Source organism: Lactobacillus colini (genome assembly GCF_017874575.1).
GTDB classification, from domain to species: domain Bacteria; phylum Bacillota; class Bacilli; order Lactobacillales; family Lactobacillaceae; genus Lactobacillus; species Lactobacillus colini.
Map to the genome: position 1 here is coordinate 56,585 of NZ_JAGGLU010000008.1, position 14,887 is coordinate 71,471.

Here is a 14,887-nt window from a genome sequence, read left to right on the forward strand (position 1 = left end):
ATCATTTTTCTTTGTTCATTAAAAATTTATCTCAATATCTCTAGTATGGTTCATAAAGAAAGGAAGAACGGGAATGAGTGAGATATTACAAATTCTAACTTTAATTTCGATTTGGGCATCCTTATTGATGAGCATGATCACCTTAGGTGGTGCAGTTTACTTCTGGCTAAGACACAGTAAAGTTAGTGTCAAAATTAAGCCCCTTGCCCGCTATCCTCGCATTACCTTAGTAGTGCCAGCCCATAATGAAGAAGTAGTCATCCAAAAGACTACTCTTGCTATCTTGAACTTAAACTATCCGCCAGAAAAGTTAGAAATCTTAATCTTTGCGGATAATTGTCAAGATCATACAGCTGAATATGTTAGAAGCATTATTAAACAAGATCGTTATCAAGGTCGCAACATCCGAGTCATTGACCGCACCGGTGGCGGTGGCAAGGCAGGGGTATTAAATGATGCCCTTAAAATGGCTCATGGCGAGTATATTGGTGTCTATGATGCCGATGCCATGCCCGAAGAAAATGCCCTATACTTCTTAGTCAAAAAGATTCTCGAAAATCCTGACCGCTATATGGCTTCTTTTGGTCGTAATAAGACTAGGAATGCTAAGCAGGGCTTCCTTACTAAGTGTATTAATCAAGAAATTGTTGTTACTCAGAGAATCCAACACTGTGGAATCTGGCAACTATTCAAGATTGGCCGCATCCCGGGCACCAACTTTATTATTAAGACCGACTATGTAAAGTCGATTGGCGGCTGGCGCAACGGTGCCCTAACTGAAGATACTGATATCTCATTCAAGATCATGGGATCTGGTAAGTTAATCGCCCTTGCTTACAACTCTGAAGCCTTTCAACAAGAACCAGAAACACTAAAAGACTACTACTTCCAGCGCTTGCGTTGGGCTAAGGGAAATTATGAAGTAGTTATCAATAACTTCAAGCAGTTATTTAATAAAACTAATTGGCGTGTTAAGTTAGAAACCTTCTATTATGCAGCTACCTTCTTTTGGTTCAATGCTAGTATTGTGCTGTCAGATATCTTCTTTATCACCAATATTTGTGCCTGGATTATTAATCTCTGGAACCCAGCAATCACTATTCCATTCACAATTGACTCCAGTAACTTGTTAATTGCGCAGATTTTGCTTTTTAATTGGTTCTTGATGATTATGCTTTATATTTTGCAAATATTAACAGCACTAGCTACTCAATATGGTCAAGCGACTAATGAACAGATTTGGCTAGCCTTGGCATCATATTTTACTTATTCGCAATTATTCATTGTTATTTCAATTCATGCCGTTATCTCAGTAACAATGGATAGATTATTTAAACGTGATAATACTAAATGGGTAAAGACAAAGAGATTTGCAGACTAGAAAACAAATGAAAAATTACAAACTACTTATTACTTATTTGATCGGTGTCATCATTATTTTTGCTGGGATTATGACCTATATTCGCCTAGATAATGACCGGCTGATCCCTAAGAACTTCTACCGGCACTGGTCACAAGACTATGTTGTTACTAAGGACAACTATGCTTACGTCAATACTACTCCCCAAAAGACTCGTGGCACTGCCCTATCTGAAGGGCAAGGATATGGTATGCTAATAACCGCAATTGCAGCTAAGCATGGCTACACCGATAAGCAGAGCTTTGATCGACTATATAGGTATTATCTTGATCACCGTGATAATATTAATGGCGAACCAACTGAACTAATGAGCTGGAAGCAAACTGTCCAAGATAACAGCATTACAATTGAAAAAAATAGCGCTACTGATGGTGATATCTATATTGCCAAGAGCCTACTTATGGCCCATGAGCTCTGGCCGCAAGATAAGCGCTACTTAGTCCAAGCTAAAGCAATTTGTCTTGATATTTTAGAATATGAATATAACCCTAAGAATCAAATGTTAACTGTTGGTGACTGGGCTAATTCTAAGTCTGATTACTACAACTTGATGAGGACATCGGATGTTACACCGGGATTTTTTGAAGAGTTTTATCAAGTTACTAGGGACAAGACTTGGCTTAAGATCAAAGATAAGATGTTAACCTACCTAAATCAATTAAGTAATCATAATAAGAGCGGCTTAGTGCCTGACTTTGCTTGGGTTAAGAATGGTAAGGCTGTAGCTGTTAAGGGTAAGGTAACTGGTAGTAAATACGATGGTGATTATTACTTCAATGCCTGCCGTGTACCAATGCACCTAGCAACTACTAACTCACCCTTAGCCAAGAAGACCTTGTATCGCATGCTTAACTTCTTTAAGAAGCAGCAAACCATCACCGCCGGTTATACTCTAAGTGGAAAGTCGCTTAATGATTACCAATCTCCTGTATTTAGTGCGCCAATCTTCTTAGCTGTAATGAATAATAAAAATAAAAACTACGACCAGCTCTTCCAATCGCAGCAATATATCTTGTTAGATAATTTATCTCCAACTGATTATTATTCAGCTACCTTGACGACTTTAGTCGCCTTGTTGAATCATAAATAGAATTACACAGACTCAATAGTAGCAACATGCATAAAAAGCCAACTTAAAGTTGGCTTTTTATCTGCTCTTAATTAACAAATTAAACAATTATTCAATAATAAACTGATCGAAAGAATCTTTAGGCTTAAAGAAAAAGCCTTCCTCACTTGCAAACAATTTATATGTTTCATTAATCATTCTTTTAGGTACACCATAGGCACGGATAAAGTTTAGAGGATCATAAAAATTATCTTCCTGAGCACTTGAATACTTATAAAGTAACTGCAAGGAATATATATCGGCTGACATTTCTTCTGTTATCTGCGTTCCTACTCCTCTACAATAATTTAATCTTTTTGTATCTCGATATTCGCTCATAATATGACCGATTTCATGTCCAATTGTGAATGGAACTTCTGAAGAATGATTATGCCAATTTAAATTTATTCCTATTTCTCGTCCTTCTTTAAAAGAAAAAGATGGAAACATTGCATTAGCTTGGTATAATACATAACCTATTTTCTGCTTTTGAGCGAAATCTAATAAATAAAGAATTAACTTTATTTCACTCCAAGTATAAGAATAATTAAAAAAATAAGTAATTATTTTCTCTTCAGACCAACTACTATTTATCGTTTCCATCATATTTCTGAGCTTGCCTCTCTTTAATATCTTCTTCCATTAAGTTCCGGACCATATTTAGATACTTTTCTGGAACATGATATCCATGATATGAATAGGGTATCTCTTGATCTAATGACACTGTCTTTTGTAGATGAGGGGAAGGATCATCTGTTGTGCCACTTAAATAATCTATAGAGGTATGTAATACATTAGCCACAGCACTTAAAGCCATTGTCCCAGGCTTTCTTGTCTTCCAATTGTAGATACTCTTTGTACCTAATCCAGCCCTGTCATTTACTTCTAATAGAGTCATTTTATTTTTTTTGGCTAATTTTTTTGTTCGTTCAAACTCAATCATATCAGGCTATCTCCATTATTTTTCAAAAATATTACTCTAAAAAGCGTATTTTTTGTTGACTAATTATGCTTTTAGGAATAATATAATAACTGTCAACAAGCTATAAATTAACTAATAACCAAACAATTCCGTCGGCAAACAGATTACTGGTATTAGGTAATTTATTATACCCATATTGTAGTATACTGACGTATTAATAGTCAATAATAATATGTCAATACATAATATAGATAAATATAGCTGTTAGACAACAAACAGAGGTGATGTCAAATGTACTTTTAAATCGCTCTCTGATAAAAAGAGAGGTGAATTTTAATTAAATCATGGCTATTCATGATTATATCGAACTCATAGCTTTATGCTTATGGGTAATAAGTATCGTTGGTATTGGTATTTTGAGCAGATTACACTTTAAAAATAAAAAGCTAGAGCAGCTCAGAATTACTACAAACAAACTAATGAAACAATATCTATCTTTTTAGGAACAAGAAAATTTATCTGACGATAAAAAGATTAATAGAGTTGTTAATGCCGTAGTAGCCGAGCTGCAAGCTAAAGGGTTTAAAGTTAGTGAACAAGATGCTCAAGATATTTTTGTTAAAGTTACTAAGATTTTGCAAGAAAACAACAAATCTTAGTACTAATGAGTAAAAATTTATGGAGGATTTCAAATGGTTAATATCACTTTAAAAGCAAACTTAAAAACTCCTTTTCTAAGGGTTGTTCAAAAGGCAAATATTGGTAAAAAGTATACTTATGCATTACAAATTTATAAAAATGACACTTATGTAAGCCGAACACAAAATGCGGTTTACAATGGACAGACAATTACTTTAGGAACTCCAGGGCTAAAATTTCCAGGTAGATCTACACATGACATTGAATACGGCTTGAACAAAGCTGCCGCAGGTGGTCACACGCAAACATGGGAATATGCTGGAACTACTGGTCATGGTAACTGGTTCATTGGCACAAAACCAAATGATGGAAAATGGGCTACACAAATTGCACGTGTATCTTATCCAGGCTCACATACTAAAAATACAGAAATGACACGAATTTCTAATTTAGTTGAAATGGCAAATAAAGATAACTGGCATGGTCAACACCTTTTACGAGCAGAAGCTGCTGTATCTCCAAATTATGAGTATTTATTGATTTCTACAGTTTGGGAAAATCATTCAGGTCACTTTGGTTTATATAGTCTTCCCAAAGTAAATGCTAAATTAGATAAAATTGGATCAGGCAATATCAAAATTTCTGATTTAGCCGAGTGTAAGGCACAAGATAATTATATTGTTGATATAGACAATATTGATAGTGTTTCACTTCAAGGATTTGATATTGATAATGATAAAAACATCTATATTTCCAGTCAATATTCACCCGATATAGATGGAAAATCAAAACCTAGATCTATATATAAAGTATTCTGGGATCGACCAGAAGTCTATAATTGGCAACAATTTGATTTATCAAATTATAGAATATTAGAAACCAACTTCGAAGGTAAGCCAACAGAATTTGAAGGAATTCAAGTAATTGGAAAAGACCACCTATATCTTACTGTTGCTTATCATCAAGTAGTAAACAACACAGTAAGCACTGTTGGAAATCAAATTTTTGAAATTCAATTATAAAAATAAGCAAGTTACCAATCAATAATATCTAAAAGTTAAATATTAAGCTTAATTTTCTATAACATACCGAAAATTAAGCTTTTTTATATAATGAGTAAATATTAATAATAGTCTTACCATAATCAGCTTTACAACTGATATAATAAAATAAGATATGAGGTGGAAAATAATGAATAGAAAGAAATTAATTATACATATATTAATCACTACACTTACTATATGCGGTATTATTAATACAAATTCTAAAGCTAAGGCAGCTGACCAAAAAGATACGCCGACATCAACTGTTACTTTGAATCATAATTCTTATATCTATGATAAAAATGGAAAAAGAATTAGCAAAAATAAGTTATTAAAAAATCAAAAAGTAAAGGTATTTGGCAAGATTACTAAACTTACAAAAGCTAAGAAATATTACTTGTTTAAACCTGTAAGCAATGAAAATGACACTCCGAAACTATATTGGCTTCCGTATACAATACACAAGGGCTGGGCATATTATCAATTAACAAATGGTGGATATATCAAAGTAGCTAATGTTGATTCAATTAATGATACATGGCATTTATTGGCAAGCTATACTACAGTGACTGTTACAGAAAGTTCTACCCTAGATGACATAAATGGTAAATCAACTACTACATATATAAAAAAGGGAAGCAAGCTCACAGTAGATCACTATATTCACATAGGAATTACACCTGAGGATGAACCTGAAAATATGTCCTATCACATCAAAGACACGAATTTATTTATACCAGTCGAATTTGTTAAAGCTCCAAGAACTGGACTAATAGCTGAATTAATAAGATATAACCCTAATCTTAGGTCTGTTTTTGACGATTACTTATAATTTCTTCTAGCAAAATTATAAAATTTGACTAGTCTTATTCCATTAAAATCACCTATAAAACTTCTAAACTTAAAGCAAAATATTCTAAGTTAGAATATAACTAAGTGGCCCAAGTAAATATTAGCAAACATATTTAGACTTAATTTTCGATGAATTACATCGGGAATTAAGTCTTTTTTGTTTTAATATTATGCAAAAAAGAGTCGAACCTCTTAATTCGACTCTAAGATAATTCTATTGCTGCTACCTAACGACTTCTAGGCAGTATGACTTCTAATTACAGTTTGGTCAACTTAGCCAATAATCGAAGCGACTTTAATTGGAATCATCTAATCCAAGTCTAGTATAAGCCTGTAAAATTTAAATAAAGCTGCAGGCTTGTTTTGTCATACTCTCATTTTTACCTTAATGTTCAAATAGACTTTTTTCATTGCCTTATCTGTATCAAAAAGAACTAAAAATCTTTGATTAAATTGTTGATATTACTTGATTTAAGGTAGAAAAAAAGACGGTCAGAAAACCTGAACCGTCCACGTCAACGCGGGCTGAGTGACCAACTTTGCCCAATTTTGCACGTCAACTACTTACATTGCTTTGTTCTAATTCTAATTATACCATGTTAAAATTAAATTGCACGTCAAGATTAACCAACTTGGGTGCTAGAGAGGAGGATTCCTCCAATGCAAACTGCTTACTTCTGCTTTGTTTTAGCAGTTTCAGTAAGTATCGTCTTACTGTCTGTGGCTTCAGTCTTGAAGGCTGTTGCTAGGGTCATTGATTCACTAAAAAAGTAATCACTGATCAATAGTCGTCAACAATGACGACTATTTTTTGTCGTTAATTTTTGATATATCTTGTATAACTTGGTCACTTTATTGGTATTTTTAGAAAGTTTACAAAATAATAGTTATACAACTGAAATTTGAAAGCCGAAAATCACGCACCCTTCCGAGTTGCTTTTAGCTTTTTCTTTGCACAAGTAAAAATACAAGATCTCTTTTCGTTATATTTTAAGTGTTGAATTCAAAATAAAAAGAGGTTTTACACTATGAAAAGTATATCGAAAATTGAGTAAAAAAGGATACTAATTCACTCAGCCCATTGCTTGGGATTGTCGCTAACACATCAAGTACCTTATAGCTTTTACACACAGCCAAATTTTCCAAATTACGTGGTAAAATGGTATTAGCGAGGACTCTAAGGAGGTCAATACCATGAAACTACGCAAAAAGATACTTATAGCTGCTCTTAGTCTTTCTTTAGGAGTTATACCTGCATTTTCACCTAACTTATCTAAAGCTGCGTCTACTTCACCTACTACGATTGAACAGTCTAGCGTCAAATTAAAGCTAAACCACAATTCCTATGTATATAACAATAAAGGCAAGCGCCTTAAATACTACAAAGGAAAAAAGGCACTTTTAAAAAAATCAACACGATTGACTATTAAAGGGAAGGTTGAGCCTATCACAAAAGTTAAGCGATACTATACTTATTATTCAGATACTAATGGAAATGATCATCCAGGATGGTTACCATATAAAAAAATAAAGGGTAATTACTACTATAAAATTGGTACTAATGCTTACATTAAATGCATTAATGTAAGTAAGATTAATAATGAGGAACTCCAGGCTTCACAGGGAACCGTGATAGTTAAACCATTTTTAGAAAAAGAGGCTCATGCAACTGATAAAAATGGATACTTTATAAATAAAACCTTCAAGGCAGGAACCAAGTTGGTGGTTGACGATCGCATTATGCCACAAGACGGTCAATTTTATTACTATCATGTCAAAGGTACTAATTATTGGATTGGTGCAATAGACATAAAAGCTTATCCAAGGCCTAATGGTCTTATATCTAATCACTTGCTATTCATATAGTTATTTAGACTTAATTTTCGATGAATTACATCGGGAATTAAGTCTTTTTTGTTTTAATATTATGCAAAAAAGAGTCGACCCCCCCTAATTCGACTCTAAGATAATTCTATTGCTGCTACCTAACGACTTCTAGGCAGTATGACTTTTGATGACAATGCGGGCAACTTAACTTCCTAAAGCGCGGTGTATGACTAGACCAGAAGAAGCGGCTAAAGTTAGGCACAAACTTATCACCACACTCTGGACAAACATAAGCTACATTACTATAGTAACTCTTAGCTAAAATAGTCGCAGACGCTAATAAGATTAGTGCGAAAAGACCAACCACCATACTTGCTAAAACAGCTTGTTGGTGTAAGAATAGATGAACTATTAACAAGATACCAACAATTTCTGCTATTGAAATTAGCGCAGCACCATATATCATTTTTCTTCTAATCCTGGTTAACTCAGTATTACTTTTCATAATTGTCGTAATGTCAGAAATCTTATCTTGATCTAGTTTACGCCTATCTAAAATATTACTTATGGCTAATAAGCTTTTCTGCTTGTCTTTTAACTCAGAAATTCTGTTCTCATTAGTTGCTATTTCCTGGGTAATTAATAATTTCAATGATTGACTACTGTTGTCCGCTTTAAGCAATTGTTCGACTTTTGAAATAGAAAACCCTAGCGAGCGTAAATATAAGATTAACCGTAACTTTTCTATATCTGATTGATCATAGATCCGATAGCCATTGCCATCTATCTTTTTAGGTACTAACAATTTCTTTTGTTCATAAAATCTGAGTGTCCTAGGCGTAGTATCAAGCTTCTTAGCCACTTGACCAATAGTGTATTCTAGTTGTGACATTACTCTTCCTCCTTTCAATTCTTAGATTACAGTCTGACCTAAAGTAAAGGTCAAGTAAATTTTTTAAATTTTTCTAAAATCATTTTGTTTTTTTGTGCTACACTAGTAACAACTAAACAATTAGTTGATATAACAAGTTAATATTCGGAGGATAAAATGCAGACATTGAATAAAGTCTTTCATTTACAAGATGCTCATACCACTGTCAAGCAAGAGTTAATCGCCGCATTAACAACCTTTGTCAGTCTCTCCTACATCTTATTTGTTAACCCTAACATCTTAAGCGCTTCTGGTATTCCTAAGGGAGCTGCCTTTACAGTTACAGCTATTGCTACAGCCATTGGTTGTTTCATTATGGGACTAGTAGCTAATTACCCAGTTGCCCTAGCGCCTACACTTGGTAGTGCCGCATTCTTTGCATACAACGTGTGTGTAGGGATGCATGTTAATTGGCAGACTGGATTAGCAGCAGTTTTAGTTGCTTCGGTTTTATTTATTTTAATTACCGTTTTAAAACTACGTGAAAAAGTCGTCGACGCCATTCCTAAGGATTTGAAGTTTGCGATTTCTGCTGGAATCGGATTATTCATCGCCTTTATTGGCTTACAGAATGGTAAGTTGATTGTCGATAATAAGTCATCACTAGTTGGCTTGGGTTCATTTGCTAACCATGATGTTTGGATTACCTTATTTGGATTAGTTTTGACAGTGATTTTAATGTCTGCCAGAGTACCAGGTTCAATCTTTGTCGGAATGATTATTACCGCTATTTTCGGTATGGTAATTGGTCAGATTCCTATGCCACATGGCGTAATTTCAACTGCTCCAAGTATTGCGCCAACTTTTGGTCAGGCAGTATTTCACTTGAAGGATATTAATACCGTTCAATTATTCATGGTAGTATTAACCTTCTTATTGGTTACCTTCTTCGATACTGCTGGTACCTTAATTGGTATGACCCAACAAGCTGGCTTAGTTGATGAAAATGGCAAGATTCCACGGATTGGTAAGGCCTTTGTATCTGATTCACTTGCTATGGTTGAAGGATCTATCTTAGGTACTGCCCCACTTGGAACTTCAGTTGAATCAAGTGCCGGAATTGCTATGGGTGGTAAGACTGGTTTAACTGCAATCTTCGTTGGGATCTTCTTCTTGATTGCAATGATCTTTAGCCCACTACTTTCAGTAATTCCTACTACTGTTACTGCCCCAGCATTAATTATTGTCGGTGTATTAATGGCTGGTAATCTTAAGCACATTAATTGGGGTGATTTCGAGATTGCCTTTCCAGCATTCTTAACTGTAGTCGGGATGCCACTTACTTATTCTATCTCTGACGGCTTAGCATTAGGTATGATTGCCTACCCTATCACAATGGTAGCCGCTAAGAAGTATAAGGAAGTTAGCCCAATGATGTATGTCTTATTTGTTATCTTCATTATCTTTTTCTTGATAACGAATATGGGATAATTATTTCCTAGGTAATATAAGCCTTGCATGTATCTTATACGTGCGAGGCTTTTTATGTTATAGTGAAACTAAAACTAAATTTATAAAAAAGAGTGATTATATGACCCAAAAAGATATTATCCATGACGTTATGCTCCTAAGTCAGAAGTCTACCCCAGCTACTGAAGCTGACTTACAAGTTGCAGATGACTTACGTGATACCCTAATTGCCAATACTAACCGTGCAGCAGGACTAGCTGCTAATATGATTGGAGCACGCAAGAATATCATTGCCTTCTTCATTGGACCAATGCCAATGGTAATGCTCAACCCTAAAATTATTAAAAAAAGTGATCCCTACGACACCAGTGAAGGCTGCTTGTCTCTTGAAGGTGAGCGCCCAACTAAGCGCTATAAGAAGATCACCGTTGAATATCAATATTTAGACTTTAAAAAGCAAACCCAAGACTTCAGTGGCTTTGTCGCTCAAGTCATTCAACATGAAATCGACCACTGTAATGGGACCTTGATTTAGATTAAAGAGATACTAGCTTTATCCTTATCACAGATACACGTCAAAAATAGATAGCTAAATAGTAAATATTACTGGGACTGCAGAGGATGAAAAATAGACTAATGACATTAAAACGTACTCACCTTACTGGGTACGTTTTAATTATAATTCAAACCATTTTAATTATTTTGACCGCACTTACCTTTTTGTCTGATAGGTATGAAGCCAAATGGCACGATTATTTAAATGATCAGACTTCATATAGTATTTATCTAAATAATATTCCTACTGATAAAAAAGATGAAGTAATCGATTACTTAACATCTGAAGCAGAGAAGGATAACTTTTTGCTCTTAAAAAAAGACAATATTGAAAATAGCTTTTCTCTAGGAGTAGCTGGTAATTCTTCTAAAATTGAAGATAATTTTGCTTTTTATGGTCATTCAATTTTGCAGAGTAATTCTCTAACTAAGCTACTTCATTCTAATAATGAAAATGCCACTTTAGGCTTAGGTAGAGGCTCAATTGATCAATTAACTTCAATTTATAAGTTTCCTTTTTCTGATCAAGTAGTTATCTATAAGTTAGATAAATTCAACAGACTAGATAAGACCATCTCAGGTAAATATCAATTAGTCGGTCTATCTTCAAATCGAACCTATAATTCGATTATCAAGCACCTAGCTAAAATTACAGCTCTAGGTCGGAGTGATTTTACCAGCGCTAGGTCTGGGAGTGCGCAAGATAATACTTTGACCACTGGCTTCTTAATTGCTGGAATATTAGTTACAAGTTTAGGGATATTTGCTTACTTCTTCATTTATTTACTCTCATCATTAAAGGAATTTGGCACCTTAGTCTTACTAGGATGGTCGAAGAAGACCATCCTTTATGAGCGTTTTAAGCCATTTCTAAAATTTACTATTTTCTGGGGAATAATATCATCAATTGTACTAAGCATTTACTTCGGTAGGATCTCTTTTTTGGTACTATTTATTTTATTCTTTATACTAGCGGCCCTAATTAATATAATTATCCTAACCTTTATCTATCTAGTAGCTTCACTGCTTATCATTAGCTTAAAGAACATTTCTTTAATTAAAGGACACTACCCTAAAGCGATTCTTTATTCCTTTATTACTATGTTTTATCTTTTAATTAGTGGTGTCTTACTAACGGTTTCCATTTATATTGATGGCCCTGCTAAATCTATCGTAGCTAATACTCAACAAGCCATGCAATGGCACAAAGTTGAAAAAATGGCAATTCTAAACAAATTTGAACCTGGTGAAGATGGAGTGCAAGCTTTTGGAGATCCTTCTTCATCCTTATATCAAGATACACTTAACTTTTATAAGAATATTGCCGACAAAGACGGCGTTTATTATATTAGTTCTTTCTATGGTTCTAAGGATTGGCTTGCCAATGGTGCATTATATAAAAAGATGCCGACAAAGCCCTTTACCATCTTAACAGCTTCACCTAATTATCTTAAAAAGATTAAATTCCCGCTCTCTTCTTCTGCTCTCCAGAAGGCAAAGCGAGGCATTAGGGTCTTTTATCTACCTGATACCTATTCAGCAATTAAACAAAAGAACTTCAAAATCTTCCTAAAAGATCTGTCTACTGATGGCATCCAAAAAAACGATATTCAAACTACCTTCAGTAAAAAACAACAAATTGCTATTAAAACCTATCATCCCGACAAGAATATATTCTTATGGAACAATGATTCGACTGAACCAGCTAACGGTAAGGCTCCTATTATTGACATACTAACTCCTGCTAATATGACTTATGAAACAATTGGTAATATTCAATCATCAGGCTTAGAAAATCCCTTAAAGTTCCAAAGTGAAAAAGTCGCTAAGCAGGTCTTAAATACTAAACGACTACAAAAGTATCATTTGGATGATAATAAACTAACTTACACTACAGTTTCCAATTATATTGATGGTGAACAAAAGAGTCTTTGGGAAACTATTACGCTCTTTGCGATTGTATTATTCTTTCTGATTGGGATTCTTTGCTTATTAATTATTGTGTTAGCAATGGCCTACAAGACTATTAATCAGCAGCAAATTGCAGTTAAAAAGTTTTTAGGATTTAATTTTAGACAAATTTATGGATTGCCTCTATCTCTAATTGCGATTACTTCACTAATAGAAATGATTATTATTTTAATTGCACGCAGTAAGATAGGAATACTAATCATCTTGATTACTTTTTTAGTAGAGTTAATAGTATTTTATATCTACATATCTCGAGGGCAATTTTCTGATATTATTAACCAATTTAAGGAGGACTAGGCAATGACCAATTATGCCATCCAAGTCGATAAGCTAACTAAGACGTTCGGCTCACGCACTATCTTTAAAAACCTTAGTTTTAACATTCAAGAAAAAGAATTTGTAGCAATTATTGGTCCTTCCGGGTGCGGTAAGTCTACCTTACTTAATATTCTAGGCTTACTAGAAACCAGCAATAATGGTACATTTTCACTCTTAAACGAAGCTGCTCCATCAATTAATAGCAAAAAGGCAACCTTATGGCGGAGAAATGTAATCAATTATCTCTTTCAATCATTTGCGCTCATACCTAATAAGTCAGTCAAAGATAACTTGTTACTTGCCATGCACTTTATTAAATCTTCTCCTCATACTAAAGAAAAAAATATTTCCCAGGTACTAAAGGACTTAGATATTCCCTATCTTTTAAATGAGCAAGTTTCTAGCTTATCAGGCGGGGAACAACAGAGAATCGCTCTTGCTCGAACTATCTTAAAGCCCGGAAAAATTATTTTAGCAGATGAACCTACGGGCTCATTAGATGAACAGCATGCTCAACTAGCCTTTGAAGAAATTGAAAAACTACGCTCTAAATATGGAAAAACTATCTTAATGGTTACCCATAATCTTAAACAAGCTGAACAATGTGATAGAGTTATTAATTTGGCAAAATTTTAACAGCTTTTAAATAATGACCTTTTTTAGTACAATCTACCTATCACATAATTAATAAGATTAGCGAACAGAGGAGTTAATACATGGATTTCTTTATCATTATCATCTTAGTCGCATGGGTTGCGCTGCATTCTATATTGTACAGAAGCTTAAAACTTGCCCACCTAATAATATTTATTCCGTTAATTATTTTCTGTATCTCTATGGTTTATTTAGAGAATAGGTCAACTTTCTCATTAATTTTGGGAATTATTACATTCTGTATCTGTCTGGGATTTGATCTCTATTCCTACCACAGGTATACATTAAGAGATGAATAGATCATGTTCCTACTTATGGATTCTACCCAATAACTGGGTAGAATTTTTTATTCCTTATGGTTGACAAATGTAAACTTAACTAGTATAGTTACAAATGTAAACGAAAGGAAGATAATTATGTCTAATCATGTAGAAACTAATATTTCTGACAGCGAATGGGAAGTGATGCGAATCGTCTGGACTCTTGAAAAGACCTACGCTTCACAGATTATTTCAGAATTACAAAAGAAGAACGACTGGACTGACTCAACTATTAAGACCTTAATGCGTCGTCTCGTTCAAAAAGGTCTTCTTAAAACCGAAAAAGATGGTCGCCGCTTCATCTACCTGCCGACTGTTTCTCAGATTGACATGATGAAGAGAGCAACTAATGAGTTATTTGACCGCCTTTGCGATATGCACAAGGGCGAAGTCATCCTCTCTTTATTAGAAGATTCACCTATCTCCAAGTCTGACTTAATGAAGATGGATGAAGTTATCAACCAAAAGGAAAAAGATGCACCTGCTATGGTCCCTTGTGACTGCTTAAAGGAAGGCACTTGCTAGGAGGTATTAAGCTATGAATGTTATTCAACTCAACACAATTATTATCGGAATTTTATTAATTGGCTTCATTATTTGGTGGTTCTTTGGCAAGCACCAAGAAGATATTGGTACCAGTACGATTACTAATGATGAACAGACTTCAACTGTCATTGTTAACGGTGGTTACTCTCCTGCAACTATCGTCTTGAAAAAAGGTATCCCTGCCCAAGTTAAATTTAACTTGCAAGATTCAACAGCCTGCTTATCACGTATTTCTTTTGAACAACTTGGAATTAATAAAGATTTAGCTAAGCAAAAAGTTACTACAATCAATATTCCAACAGATAAGGCAGGCACCTTCAACTACGCTTGTGGTATGGATATGTTTCATGGAAAGGTTATTGTTAAGTAAA

At 34.2% G+C, this 14,887-nt stretch carries 14 protein-coding genes; 11 read left to right on the forward strand and 3 right to left on the reverse strand.

The window, feature by feature from the left end; translation table 11 throughout:
- Positions 1 to 73 precede the first annotated feature (73 nt).
- The gene (locus tag J2Z60_RS07475; protein WP_209687074.1) at positions 74 to 1,381 is read left to right on the forward strand and encodes a glycosyltransferase family 2 protein; all 1,308 of its coding nucleotides are present in this window, start codon (positions 74 to 76) and stop codon (positions 1,379 to 1,381) included.
- 7 nt (positions 1,382 to 1,388) lie between these two features.
- Positions 1,389 to 2,510, forward strand: coding sequence for a family 8 glycosyl hydrolase (locus J2Z60_RS07480; RefSeq protein WP_209687075.1), 1,122 nt, complete (start codon positions 1,389 to 1,391; stop codon positions 2,508 to 2,510).
- Positions 2,511 to 2,597: 87 nt separating this feature from the next.
- Here the strand turns inward: J2Z60_RS07480 and J2Z60_RS07485 are convergent, their stop codons facing one another.
- Together J2Z60_RS07485 and J2Z60_RS07490 are read right to left on the reverse strand one after the other, a co-directional pair.
- Positions 2,598 to 3,134, reverse strand: coding sequence for a hypothetical protein (locus J2Z60_RS07485; protein WP_209687076.1), 537 nt, complete (start codon positions 3,132 to 3,134; stop codon positions 2,598 to 2,600).
- Positions 3,115 to 3,471, reverse strand: coding sequence for a helix-turn-helix domain-containing protein (locus J2Z60_RS07490; protein ID WP_209687077.1), 357 nt, complete (start codon positions 3,469 to 3,471; stop codon positions 3,115 to 3,117). The genes J2Z60_RS07485 and J2Z60_RS07490 overlap by 20 nt, the downstream gene beginning before the upstream one ends.
- A 671-nt stretch (positions 3,472 to 4,142) precedes the next feature.
- Here J2Z60_RS07490 and J2Z60_RS07495 point away from each other — a divergent pair.
- The 3 genes from J2Z60_RS07495 to J2Z60_RS07505 all read left to right on the forward strand — a co-directional run bounded on the left by J2Z60_RS07495 (position 4,143) and on the right by J2Z60_RS07505 (position 7,850).
- Positions 4,143 to 5,111 carry a helveticin J family class III bacteriocin gene (locus tag J2Z60_RS07495; protein WP_209687078.1) on the forward strand — a complete coding sequence of 323 codons (969 nt, stop codon included), beginning with the start codon at positions 4,143 to 4,145 and terminating at the stop codon, positions 5,109 to 5,111.
- Positions 5,112 to 5,280: 169 nt separating this feature from the next.
- On the forward strand, positions 5,281 to 5,964 hold the full coding sequence (locus tag J2Z60_RS07500; RefSeq protein WP_209687079.1) for an SLAP domain-containing protein: 684 nt from the start codon (positions 5,281 to 5,283) through the stop codon (positions 5,962 to 5,964).
- Between the two features lie 1,214 nt (positions 5,965 to 7,178).
- Positions 7,179 to 7,850, forward strand: a complete 672-nt coding sequence (locus J2Z60_RS07505) for an SLAP domain-containing protein (RefSeq protein ID WP_209687080.1) — start codon at positions 7,179 to 7,181, stop codon at positions 7,848 to 7,850.
- A 115-nt stretch (positions 7,851 to 7,965) separates the two neighbouring features.
- On the opposite strand, the gene J2Z60_RS07510 is transcribed toward J2Z60_RS07505, so the two are convergent.
- Positions 7,966 to 8,703, reverse strand: a complete 738-nt coding sequence (locus tag J2Z60_RS07510) for a helix-turn-helix domain-containing protein (protein WP_209687081.1) — start codon at positions 8,701 to 8,703, stop codon at positions 7,966 to 7,968.
- 156 nt (positions 8,704 to 8,859) lie between these two features.
- On the opposite strand from J2Z60_RS07510, the gene J2Z60_RS07515 reads away from it, so the two are divergent.
- The 6 genes from J2Z60_RS07515 (at position 8,860) to J2Z60_RS07540 (ending at position 14,886) form a co-directional block, all read left to right on the forward strand.
- On the forward strand, positions 8,860 to 10,173 hold the full coding sequence (locus J2Z60_RS07515; protein WP_209687082.1) for an NCS2 family permease: 1,314 nt from the start codon (positions 8,860 to 8,862) through the stop codon (positions 10,171 to 10,173).
- A 100-nt stretch (positions 10,174 to 10,273) separates the two neighbouring features.
- The gene (locus J2Z60_RS07520) at positions 10,274 to 10,687 is read left to right on the forward strand and encodes a peptide deformylase (RefSeq protein ID WP_209687083.1); all 414 of its coding nucleotides are present in this window, start codon (positions 10,274 to 10,276) and stop codon (positions 10,685 to 10,687) included.
- A 101-nt stretch (positions 10,688 to 10,788) separates the two neighbouring features.
- Positions 10,789 to 12,975 (forward strand): hypothetical protein, encoded by a 2,187-nt coding sequence (locus J2Z60_RS07525; protein WP_209687084.1) that lies wholly within the window; start codon positions 10,789 to 10,791, stop codon positions 12,973 to 12,975.
- Between the two features lie 3 nt (positions 12,976 to 12,978).
- The gene (locus J2Z60_RS07530; RefSeq protein WP_209687085.1) at positions 12,979 to 13,632 is read left to right on the forward strand and encodes an ABC transporter ATP-binding protein; all 654 of its coding nucleotides are present in this window, start codon (positions 12,979 to 12,981) and stop codon (positions 13,630 to 13,632) included.
- A 434-nt stretch (positions 13,633 to 14,066) separates the two neighbouring features.
- Positions 14,067 to 14,495: a CopY/TcrY family copper transport repressor gene (locus J2Z60_RS07535; RefSeq protein WP_209687086.1), complete on the forward strand. Its 429-nt coding sequence runs from the start codon at positions 14,067 to 14,069 to the stop codon at positions 14,493 to 14,495.
- A 13-nt stretch (positions 14,496 to 14,508) separates the two neighbouring features.
- Complete coding sequence (locus J2Z60_RS07540) at positions 14,509 to 14,886, forward strand: cupredoxin domain-containing protein (RefSeq protein WP_209687087.1); 378 nt, start codon at positions 14,509 to 14,511, stop codon at positions 14,884 to 14,886.
- Position 14,887: the final 1 nt, after the last annotated feature.

Excerpts from the sequence above, each read along its gene's own strand:
- J2Z60_RS07475 (WP_209687074.1), top strand. The coding sequence starts at position 74 with ATGAGTGAGATATTACAAATTCTAACTTTAATTTCGATTTGGGCATCC.
- J2Z60_RS07500 (WP_209687079.1), top strand. The coding sequence starts at position 5,281 with ATGAATAGAAAGAAATTAATTATACATATATTAATCACTACACTTACT.
- J2Z60_RS07520 (WP_209687083.1), top strand. The coding sequence starts at position 10,274 with ATGACCCAAAAAGATATTATCCATGACGTTATGCTCCTAAGTCAGAAG.
- J2Z60_RS07485 (WP_209687076.1), bottom strand. The coding sequence starts at position 3,134 with ATGATGGAAACGATAAATAGTAGTTGGTCTGAAGAGAAAATAATTACT.
- J2Z60_RS07490 (WP_209687077.1), bottom strand. The coding sequence starts at position 3,471 with ATGATTGAGTTTGAACGAACAAAAAAATTAGCCAAAAAAAATAAAATG.
- J2Z60_RS07540 (WP_209687087.1), top strand. The coding sequence starts at position 14,509 with ATGAATGTTATTCAACTCAACACAATTATTATCGGAATTTTATTAATT.
- J2Z60_RS07505 (WP_209687080.1), top strand. The coding sequence starts at position 7,179 with ATGAAACTACGCAAAAAGATACTTATAGCTGCTCTTAGTCTTTCTTTA.
- J2Z60_RS07525 (WP_209687084.1), top strand. The coding sequence starts at position 10,789 with ATGACATTAAAACGTACTCACCTTACTGGGTACGTTTTAATTATAATT.
- J2Z60_RS07535 (WP_209687086.1), top strand. The coding sequence starts at position 14,067 with ATGTCTAATCATGTAGAAACTAATATTTCTGACAGCGAATGGGAAGTG.
- J2Z60_RS07510 (WP_209687081.1), bottom strand. The coding sequence starts at position 8,703 with ATGTCACAACTAGAATACACTATTGGTCAAGTGGCTAAGAAGCTTGAT.
- J2Z60_RS07530 (WP_209687085.1), top strand. The coding sequence starts at position 12,979 with ATGACCAATTATGCCATCCAAGTCGATAAGCTAACTAAGACGTTCGGC.
- J2Z60_RS07480 (WP_209687075.1), top strand. The coding sequence starts at position 1,389 with ATGAAAAATTACAAACTACTTATTACTTATTTGATCGGTGTCATCATT.
- J2Z60_RS07515 (WP_209687082.1), top strand. The coding sequence starts at position 8,860 with ATGCAGACATTGAATAAAGTCTTTCATTTACAAGATGCTCATACCACT.
- J2Z60_RS07495 (WP_209687078.1), top strand. The coding sequence starts at position 4,143 with ATGGTTAATATCACTTTAAAAGCAAACTTAAAAACTCCTTTTCTAAGG.